General features: G+C 40.1%; 5 protein-coding genes. All 5 read left to right on the top strand.

Annotated elements, in window-relative coordinates:
* The first annotated feature begins 123 nt into the window (after positions 1-123).
* Complete coding sequence (locus C1A09_RS16000; protein WP_101546170.1) at positions 124-3108, top strand: SusC/RagA family TonB-linked outer membrane protein; 2985 nt, start codon at positions 124-126, stop codon at positions 3106-3108.
* A 26-nt stretch (positions 3109-3134) separates the two neighbouring features.
* Positions 3135-4721, top strand: a complete 1587-nt coding sequence (locus C1A09_RS15995) for a RagB/SusD family nutrient uptake outer membrane protein (RefSeq protein ID WP_101546169.1) — start codon at positions 3135-3137, stop codon at positions 4719-4721.
* Between the two features lie 35 nt (positions 4722-4756).
* Complete coding sequence (locus tag C1A09_RS15990) at positions 4757-6745, top strand: hypothetical protein (protein WP_101546167.1); 1989 nt, start codon at positions 4757-4759, stop codon at positions 6743-6745.
* Between the two features lie 143 nt (positions 6746-6888).
* Entirely contained in the window at positions 6889-8211 is a 1323-nt protein-coding gene (locus tag C1A09_RS15985; RefSeq protein ID WP_180949240.1) for a zinc-dependent metalloproteinase lipoprotein, read from the top strand.
* A 24-nt stretch (positions 8212-8235) separates the two neighbouring features.
* A complete protein-coding gene (locus C1A09_RS15980) occupies positions 8236-11139 on the top strand; it encodes a M16 family metallopeptidase (protein ID WP_101546163.1) in 2904 nt (967 codons plus the stop codon).
* The last annotated feature ends 471 nt before the right edge of the window (positions 11140-11610 follow it).

Here is an 11610-nt window from a genome sequence, read left to right as displayed (position 1 = left end):
AATAATTTACACCTACCGTATAATGGTTTGTAGTGGATATGTAAATATAAATAACAAGTTCTTTCCATATTCATAATAAGTTAATAGCCAGCAATATACACACCTTACAGTTCTGCGAAGACTTTGCAGATTTCTTATATTGGTATGCAGACACAAGAGGTAGCGATAAAGCCAAATCTAAGAATTAGTTTAAAATCTGATTCTGAAATGCTTGACGAGGTTATGGTAGTAGCATATGGTACAGCAAAAAAATCAGCATTTACAGGATCTGCTTCGACTGTTAAGTCTGAAAAAATTGCAGCAATACAGACCTCAAACGTAACGGATGCCTTAGCTGGACAAGTAGCAGGTGTACAAGTAACTAAGAGTAACGGTCAGCCGGGGTCAGGCTCTTCTGTTCGTATCCGTGGTATTGGATCTTTTTCAGCAAGTAATACTCCATTATATGTAGTAGACGGTATCCCTTATGATGGTGATATAGCAGCTATTAATACGCAAGATATTGAATCGATGACCGTATTAAAAGATGCTGCAGCCAATGCGCTGTATGGTGCACGTGGTGCTAATGGAGTAATTATTATCACTACTAAAAGAGGAAATACAAATGAGGCTCGTATCACAGTAGACGCAAAATGGGGTACTAATCGTCGTGCGGTACCTCAATATGATATTATTAAGAGTCCTGCAACTTACTACGAAACAGTTTATCGTGGATTGTATGCCAGTGCTTACGACAAAGCGATTAAAGGCGGTTCTGCTCCCGAACAAGCTGCTATTACCGCTCATGCTTCCGCTAACGCTAATATTTTCACAGGAGAAGGTGGCGCCGGATATCAGGTTTATACAGTACCTGCAGGACAAAACTTTATCGGACGGAACGGACGTGTAAACCCCAATGCTACTTTAGGTTATAGTGATGGTGAATATTATTATACTCCTGATAACTGGGCAGACGAATTGTTGGATGACAGTAACCTGCGTCAAGAATATAATCTAACGATGAGTGGAGGTAAAGAAGGACTGACTTATTATGCATCATTAGGTTATTTGGATGATAGCGGTATTATTCCCGGTTCTGCTTTCACTCGTTATTCTGCACGTTTAAAGACGGACTATCAAATGAAAAAATGGTTGAAGATAGGTATGAATGCTTCTTTCACACACTATGATTCTTTGTCACCGGATGAGCAGGAAGGTAGTTCTTCCGGTAATATGTTCTATGTAGCCGATTTAATTGCTCCTATTTATCCTTTGTATATGCGTGACGCCGAAGGTAATATAATGAAAGATAACTATGGACGTACTCGCTATGACTACGGTGATAGTAAGACTTCGACCAACTTCGACCGTGAATTTATGTCACAAAGTAACCCCGGGTCTGCCTTGCAATTAGATAAAACCAATTTTGCGGCAAATATATTTAATGGTCAGTTCTATGGAGAGGTTGAATTTGTGGAAGGATTAAAAGGGAAAGCCTCTTTATCATATTTTGTTGATGATACACGTGGAAATGTTTTAGTCAATCCTTTTTATGGACAATATGCAGAACTGGGTGGCGTTATAAGTGTAAGTCATTCACGTACAACGGCCATTAACTCTCAATATTTGTTGACTTACAAAAAAAGTTTTGCGCATGATCATAATTTGGATGTACTTGCCGGTTATGAATTCTATAAATTGAAAGCTCAGTCTTTAGGTGGTAGCAAGCAGAATATGTATAACCCGTTTATTCCGGAAATAAACAATGCGATTAACAATCCGAGTGTAAGTTCTTCTTCCGGTACATATGCTACAATCGGTTATCTGGCTCGCGTACAATATGACTATCAAGAGAAGTATTTTGGTAGTGCTTCTTTCCGTCGCGATGCTTCTTCCCGTTTCCACAAAGACAATCGTTGGGGTAACTTCTGGTCTGTTGGCGCCAGCTGGGTAATTAACAAAGAAGAGTTCATGCAAGATTTAACTTGGATTGACTTGCTGAAAGTGAAAGCCAGTTATGGTGTGCAAGGTAATGATAGAATTCTGAATGACTATGCTTATGTAGACCAGTTCAGCTTGTCTAATGATAATGATAACCAATCCCTTGTCTTGGGTTATAAAGCCAATAAGGATCTGACATGGGAAAGCTCACACAATTTCAACGTTGGTGTTGATTTCGAATTGTTTGACCGTCGATTGAATGGTACGATTGAATATTTCAATCGTCAGACCAAAGACATGTTATACTACAAACCCACTCCTTCCTCAATGGGATACTCCAGTGTTCCTATGAATGTTGGTTCGGTACGTAACAATGGTGTGGAAATAGACGTAAATGGTATTATAATCGAAGGGAAAGATTTCAGTTGGAGTGCCAATGCAAATGCTACTTTCTTAAAAAATAAGATATTAAAGTTACACCCCGATTTGAACGGTGAGTGGATTAGCGGTGCTTACATCTATCGTGAAGGTGATCCAATGTACCAATTCTATATGCGCAAATATGCCGGGGTAAACGAAACAGGAGATGCAATCTGGTATAAAGACGTAAAAGATGAAGCCGGAAATGTAATTGACGTTACTACGACTACCGACTGGAGTAGTGCAACTCGTTATGCGCTGGGAGGTAATATTATGCCAAAAGTTTATGGTGGATTTGGTTCTCAATTCAAATATAAAGGAATAGATTTGGCCGTTACTTTCTCTTATCAGCTGGGTGGACACTTGTACGACAGCAGATATGCCACTTTGATGCATAATGGAACAGAAGGTGTAGGTCAAAACTGGCATCGTGATATTTTAAATGCATGGACTCCGGAACATACAAATACCGACATTCCTCGTTTGGTCTATACGGCACAAGGGTCTATGGCAACTTCCACTTCCGACCGTTTCATCACAAGTTCCAATTATTTGAGCTTGCAAAACATAACATTGGGATATACATTACCCAAATCATGGACTCGTAAGTTACTGATGGAATCTGTACGTATATATGGAGTTGCAGATAATCTGGCTTTGTGGGCAAAACGTAAAGGACTTGACCCGCGTATGGGATTACAGACTACCTCTGACTATACTTATTCTTTAATCCGCTCTATTTCAGGCGGTGTAACTGTTACTTTTTAATTAACCCCTAATATACTATCAAGATTATGAAATATATTAAGATAATATCTTTGGTATTTGGAACTCTTCTCGCTAGTTCTTGTATCGATGAACTGGATACATATCCGGAAGGTGGTACCATTACCCAAGATCAAAAAGACGAAATTGGTGAAAAGGATCCGAGTAAATTGGATGCCGACTTACAAGGAATGTATAGTGGGCTTACTTCTGTTTGGAATACATTCGGTCGCGATGCAAACAGGCATTATGACTTTTCGTATCCTGCCATTGTGCTGATGTTGGAAAACAGTGGTGCGGATATGGTAAGTAAAGTTACTGGATACAATTGGTTCAGCGATGATGTCCAATATACTAATCGTGTCTATACCAGTGACCAGACTGTAATGATTTGGAAACGCTATTATCAAGTTATTATGGCGGCCAATGCTGTCATTACAAGTGTCGATCCTGAGACAGAAGACGAATCTTCGCTTTTCTATTTGGGACAAGCAAAAGCAATGCGTGCTTTCTGCTATTTCCAGTTGGCTCAAACATTCCAATTTACTTATGCCGATAATAAGGAAAAACCTTGTGTACCTATTATTACAGAAACAAGTGAAGGAAATAATCATCCACGTCAGACCGTAGAAAAGGTTTATGGACAAATCATGGATGATTTGAATGACGCAGTGACTATGTTGGAAAATGCAAAGAAAGCGGATATAAAGCGTGTAGATAAAGCACATATCGATTATAATGTGGCTTGTGGTATCCGTGCTCGGGTTGAGCTGCTAATGGGTGAATATCAAGCAGCATATAATGATGCTAAAGCGGCTTTGTCAGGATATACTCCTTATTCTTTGAAGGATGTTTCTGTTCCTGCTTTCAACGATGCAAGCAGTAAGTCTTGGATTTGGGGATTGATTTATACAACGGAAAGTAGCGCAGTGAAGACCGGTATCGTAAACTGGCCGTCGCATATGTGCTCAATGAGTAAAAATAGCTATACAAGCCAGGGAGTTCACCGCATGATTAACTCTAATTTGTGGGCTGAAATACCAGAAAGTGATGTACGTAGAGGTTGGTGGGTAGATGAAGAATTATCTTCCCCATTAAGTGATGATTTATACGTAGACGGAAAAACAGTTGCCAAGGCATATAAGTTTACTCCCTACGCAAATGTAAAATTCGGTGCATATAAGAATGATCCAAGCAGTGCGGACAATGCCCAAGACTTCCCGATGATGCGTGCCGAAGAAATGTACCTGATTATGGCCGAAGCACAGGCAATGGGAGGTGACCCGATCGGTGCGGCCGAGGCTTTGACTACTTTTGTAAATACATATAGGGACGAAGACTATACTTGTAATGCAAAAACAGCTGAAGAGGTACGGGATGCCGTTTGGTGGCAGCGCCGCGTTGAATTATGGGGTGAAGGTTTTGCCCTGTATGATATATTGCGTTTCAACAAAGGTATAGACCGCCGAAACAGTAATTTTGAATCGTCCGTTCAATATAATATTTTGCCGGGAGATCCGAACTTGATTTTCCGTATCCCGCAAAGTGAAATTGAGTCAAATATGGGTATCGGTGAAGAAGACAACAATCCATCTGCTGAATTGCCCACTGCATAATTAAACGATATACTAATTGCATAAAGAAACAATATATGAAAAAAATAAATAGATTCATCTTTGGATTAATAAGCGCATGTGTTGTGGCATTAGGCGCTTGTACGGACGATGTTCCATCTGATGATTTTGGACAAAGTCCTGCTGTGACGGGTGAGGGTGTGTACTTCCCGAAGACAATAAAGACCAGTTGTATACTTACCAGCGAAGACATAGAGGCTGATGAGGCCAGTGGTACATTTACAATTCCAGTACAACGTACAACGGATGGTGCGGCAGTTACCACAGAACTAAAAGTTAAAATGGACGATGCTGTAGCTGCAGTTTTGTCTTTTCCTACTTCCGTTACGTTTGAGGAAGGTAAAATAGATGCCACAATAAGCGTGACTTATACAAATGCAGTGCGTGGTACTAAATATCCGTTTACACTTTCGTTTACTGATGGAACCGAATACGCTAATTCCACGCAAACATTTGTGGCAGAATATCCTTTTCCGGAAATATGGGAAAAAGTAACAGATGATGCCGTTTTCATAGATCAGATGTTTTCCATGTTTGGTGTATCTGACTATGTAAAGGAAAAAGTGGTGGTTGAGAAATTGAAAGATAAACTTAAATACCGTTTTGCTCCTTACGATAATGAATATATGGATGATTTGTTTGGGGAACCTGAGTTTTTCTCTGCGGATGAGAAATACTACATCGTCTTGGATGGAGAAAGGTATAAACCGGAACTTGAGGAAGGTGAGGAACTGACTGTTGAAAAGGCATATTGGTTTATCCCTACAACAAGATTAGGGTTTAAAATGACAAATGGTGTGGGTATATCCCATGATTTGGAATGGCTGACCTTTGGTTCCATGGCTTATAACACAAGTGGCAAGGTAGAAGAGAATCCATTGGGTTCTTACAACAAGAAAAAAGAAATGTTTGAATTTGGTACTTGCTTCCATAATATTAATGCTGTTGGTCTTTATCCGGTTGATGGTTTCCAATTATGGCTTAACAAGTCCAAGATGGAAGTTGTGTACGATCGCGACTATGCTCCTTGGACTCTTGTTGAAGGTGCTACCGGTATTTTTGAATCAGAGCTTCTGAAAGACAAATTTGTTGTAGACTTAGAAGAAGGAACTTCGGGCGAAGGCGAAGATCCGATTTTCCACATAAAATCTTTATATGCCAAAGACGTTAATATCGTATTCTTCCACAATAAGACTACAAACGCGGTTCGTGTTCCCAAAAAGCAGAAAACAGGATTGACTTCCTATGGTAATGATATATACATGGATGCCAAGAAAGCTTCTTATGATGAAAAAAATAAGATTTACACATTTGAAATCGAATTCTATTTGGTAGATAAAGAAACTGGAAAGAAGAGTGCTGTTTTGGCTACTACGGTTGAAAAGTTCAAAGTAGGTAGCGTTCCCAAGATAGACGACTATGCAGGTGACTGGACTTTCACTCAGAAAGAGAAAAACAGTGCCGGAGAAATAAATGAAGTAAGATATGACATCACTATTTCCAAGGTTGATGATGAGAATTTGATTGTGAAAGGGCTGTTTGGAGGCATTCCTGGTTATGATGATGCCGTTTCTTTGTCTTTTATAAAGTCTAATGGAACATTACAGTGGAACTCCCCTCAAACGATGCCGGATTATGGGCCTTATCAAGTGGAGGGTATGTTTGTTGGTACCCAATATTACCTCCCCGATCATGTCATGGTTGGAGGTTTTGATGATAATGGTAATATAACTTTCACTGATGCCAAGGATAATCAATATCCTGTTGCCAGTTACGGTTTTATAGCTATGCAAAATGGCCAAACGTTAGGTATTTTACAGGAAATCACCAATTTTGTTTGGAAAAGAAGTGAAAGTGCAACTATTACTCCTGCCGCCACATTCCGTACTTATCAAAAGGACTTACGTATGAAAGCCAATTCGATTACAAAAGATGGTTTCATCAGCACCATACAGGTAAAGCCCGTTCAGTCTGTCAAAGTTCCATTGAGATTGGTGGAAGAATGATAATACTGGAATTGCGGAAATAAAGTGATTGTTGAAAGAGGTGGATGTTTTTGAAAAAAGATATGCCACCTCTTTTATCTTATTGAGCTGGCTTTTTTCTGTTTCACAAAAAATTGATTAACTACATCTTTAAATTTATGACTATGAAACTAAGATCTATTTTTTGTCTGTTGGCATGCTTCTCGTTTCTTGGTTGCGAAAAAGATTCCACTCCTGCCATAGAATTCTCTCAGACAGATTTTCATGATGTTCCTTATGAAGAAACTACAATAAGCCTTGAACTGCGTACAGACTTGGAATGGACTGCCACAAGCATGGTGAGCTGGTGTACCGTTTCGCAAAATAAAGGTTCGGGTAGCACAGCGCTGAATATTAAGGTAGAAGGGAATATATACGAAGAACGTTCCGGCATAATAAACATTTGGACTCCCAATGGAATTACCAAAATCAGTATTCATCAAAACGCAATGCCTGCAGGACAAGAGTATCACTATAAAATTCCTGTAGTATTCCATGTACTATATAATGACCCAAACGACAACAAACAGTACGTTCCCCAGACACGGTTGGCCGAAATTCTAAAAAAAGTCAATGCATACTATCGGGGGGAAACACTGTATCATGGTGGAAATGCGGGAGTGGATATGAATCTGGAATTTGTATTGGCTGACAAAGATGAGAAAGGCAATACGCTTTCCGCTCCCGGAGTGGAGTATGTGAAAATTGACAACATGCCGCTGGATTGCGAAAAATTCATGTCCGCTAAGAAAAACGTGGATCTGCTTTGGGATCCCAACAGGTATATCAATATCATGCTCTATAATTTTGATACAGTAGATGGAGGGAACAGTATTATATTGGGAATTTCCCATCTGCCGCTTTCCGTTTCGGGAAGCAATTATTTGGTGGGGCTACCCCAAACGCCCTACAGTTATCTGACCAAAGAAAATCTTTCTTATCCTAAATGTGTCTCCATCAACAGCCTGTATGTTTACGAAGAAACCGGGAATGACGGAAGATATAACTCTTTGGATGTCAATGTGACGTTGGCACATGAACTTGGACATCACTTGGGGTTACACCATGCTTTTGACGAGAACGATGATGCGAGCCTGACCGATAAATGTATAGATACAGACTATTGCAAAGACACTCCTTCCTATAACCGTATGGCATATCTGGCAAACCTGAGAGCCATGCTGCAAGAAGCCCAGCAAACCGGAAAAGAAATAAGTATGGCGGAAGCTACCACACGGGAGAACTGTAAAACAGGAGAGACATTCAAGTCATACAACCTGATGGATTATGAAATCTGTTACAGTGACCGTTTCACCAATGATCAGCGTAACCGTATTCGCCACGTACTTACATATAGTCCACTCACTCCGGGTCCCAAAAAGACCACAGCCGATACTCGAAACGTAATCAGTGGTCCTTTGGATTTACCCATGGTTATAGTGAAATAACAATTACTACAAATAATTAGTATCATGAATTTAGTAAAAATCAAATTATCTGTTCTTTTTACCGTATTGGTTATGACATTGCCAATGTACGGTCAAGGCTTGAAGGCATTCAAGCTGAAGAACGGTCTTACCGTCTATGTATGGGAAGACGACTCAAAGTCCGATGTGTTCGGTCTTGTAGGTGTACGTGCAGGGTCTATTAACGATCCGGAAGAATATACGGGACTTGCCCACTATCTGGAACACGTCATGTTTAAAGGCACCGATAAAATCGGTGCATTGGATTGGGAGAAAGAGGCGCCCATCTACAAGGAGATTATAGCCAAATACAACCAAATGGCCGATGAAGTGGATCCTGTGAAGAAGGAAGCAATCTCCAAAGAAATAAATGAACTCACCGTCAGTGCCGGAAAAATCAGCCAGCCCGGAGAATATTCCAACCTGATGGAGAGCATGGGAGCAAAGGGTGTAAATGCCGGTACTTCTTATGATTGGACGTTCTATCACTGCTCTTTTCCCGCATATCAGATCAATAAATGGCTGGAGATATCATCCCAACGTTTCAATAATCCAGTATTTCGTTCTTTTCAGTCGGAATTGGAAGCTGTGTACGAAGAATATAACCGTGCACAAGACAATCCGAGCCGTCGGCAGGAGCAGTTCATCATGGATAAGGCGTTTGAAGGACATCCTTATTCCCGTTCCGTCATCGGCTTGCCCGAACACCTGAAAAATCCCCGTTTGAGTAAACTGATTGAATTTTATGATACGTGGTATGTGCCCGGAAATATGGTTTTGGTATTGTCGGGAAACATCAAAGCCGAACAGGTAAGCAGGCGTATTGCAGCTACCTTCGGCCGCCTGCCGGTAAAAGCGATACCCGAACGCAAAACGTATCCTGAACAGAAAATCAAGGGACGTACACAGTATACTGCCAAAATAGGATATTATCCACAAGTGAGACTGGTTTTTGAGGGGGTACCTTCGGGTCACCCCGATGAAGATGCTATCGAGATCGCCATGTCCTTAATCAGTAATGGCAGTCAAACGGGCACATTGGACAAACTGATGATAGACGGTGAAATAACGGCTGCAGGTGCATACGGCCAGACTTTCCGTGAAAGAGGCCGTAATTTTGTGTATTGTGTCCCGCTTTATGACGAAAACCAACGTAGGTTTGAGTCGAACAAAAGTACTGAGAAGAAAGTATTGAAGGCCATTGAGCAAGTGGCCAACGGTGAATTTGAAGACTGGAAAGTAGACGCCATCAAGGCTGAACTTTGCCGTAGTTTTGACCTTGCCATGGAATCCAATCAACAAAAGGCGATTATATTGATGAGGGCTTTTATGGATGGTAAAAGTCCTGAAGAAGTATTGAACTATAAGGACAAAATTATGGCTGTAACCAATCAGGACGTAAAGCGGGTAGCTAAGAAGTACCTGTCAGAGAACTATCTTGCCATGTATATTGAAAAGGGAAAGGCTGATAAGGAAGATAAAATCAAGAAACCCGGTTATAAACCAGTTGAACCTCCTGTCGGAAAACAATCGTTGTATGCCACTCAATTCAAGAGTATGCCGATTGGTACGGTAGATGAAAAGTTCATTGACTTTGATGATGTAAAGGTGAAACAGTTAAATGAGCGTTCCAAGATGTATTATGTTCCCAACAAGGAGAATAATATTTTCCGTTTGGAATTGAGATATGGTGCCGGAACGCAACAATTCCCCAAATTGGCTATTGCCGCCGAACTGATGAACAATGCCGGTATTATGGGAAGTTACGAGCCTCAGCAATTGAAAGAGGAACTAAGCAAACTCAACGTGAGCTGTGATGTACATGCCAGTTCAAACTACCTGACCGTAACTATGGAGGGATTTGAGCAGACGTTGCCACAAGCCTGTCAACTCTTGTCGCGCCAAATATTGATGCCGAAACTTGACAACAAGCAGCTGAGTCGTTTGAAAGGTAGTCAACTCGGTAGTCGCCAACAAAGGAAAAGTAATACTTCCGTATTGGGAAATGCACTGAGCCATTATGTCTTCTATGGTGACAAGTCACCCTATATTGATGAGTTGACAGACAAAGAACTATATGAATTGCAGATCTCAGAACTCACGGGTGACATCAACCGTGCTTCCAATTATGAAGCGAAAATATATTATAGCGGAACCTTGCCTTTTGATAATGTATATGACATCCTGAGCAAAAACCTGCCATTGGTTGCTAATGAACGTCCGTCCGTATCTCCAAATCCGATTCCGATGGCACCGGTCACAGAGAATACGATTTATTTCTTGCCCAATAGTGATGTAGAACAGGCTCAAATTTATCTCTACATACCGATGATGAAGACTGACAAGAAAGATGACGTGGCAAGATATGCTTTCAACCAATATTTCGGCATGGACTTTACCGGACTGGTACTCAATGAAATCCGCGAGAAAAGATCGATGGCTTATACGGCATACGCACTTGCATCCACACAGGGAATAGCAGGTAAAGAGACTTTCTTGCAAGGATATGTGGGTACGCAAAATGACAAGGCAAACGATGCACTGGATATCTTGATGAGCCTTGTAAATGATATGCCTAAAAATCCTGAACGGATTGATAACATTAAAAGCTATTTACGCCAGGAGGCGCTGACTTCTCATCCTGATTTCCGTGACAAAGCACTGTATCTTGTCAATCTAGGTTATCAAGGATATGACGGTGATCCTGCAAAAGAAAATCTTCCAAAGATTGATGCACTTACATTTGAAGATATAGTCCGTTTTTATGAAACAAATATCAAAGGTAAACCTTATTGTATTGGAATTATGGGAAATCCTAAAGATATTGATATCAAGAGACTTGAGAAATTCGGTAAGGTAGTCAAGTTGAATGAAAGAAAACTCTTCGGTACAAAAGACGCTATGTTCTGATACATGTTGGCAGTGAACGGACTGGATTGTATTCAAAATTCAGTCCGTTCTTCTCCGTATTTAAAGGAGATTTCCTGTGTTATGATGTAACAGGAGCAGTATAAAGAGAAAAAACATTTATTCTTAATATTAAAACTTCCGTTTATGCTATACAAAGTCATTCTTTATTCATAATAAGTTTTATACTTAGATTAAGTATATATAAACTTAATCTTAGAATATTTATTCGCAGATTACAATTTTATATTCTTAGCTTGCGAACAAACAATTTTATTAATGACGAAAAATTTTCTAAGCTATATCAAGACAGTTTCTTATTAAGTCGGTAGAAGTTATTTCTTTAGTTTTATCCCATTCATATATTCTCAACCTTGAAATAGTCGCAATTGAGCTATCACACAATATTTACAATTTCCCTCTTACGTAATTTTGCACACTTAACTATCCATTTTCACTAATCATCTTTTTTCA

The organism is Bacteroides cutis, assembly GCF_900241005.1.
GTDB classification, from domain to species: domain Bacteria; phylum Bacteroidota; class Bacteroidia; order Bacteroidales; family Bacteroidaceae; genus Bacteroides; species Bacteroides cutis.
The sequence above is the reverse complement of the archived record's forward strand: the minus strand, read 5'-3'. Positions and strand labels throughout refer to the sequence as shown.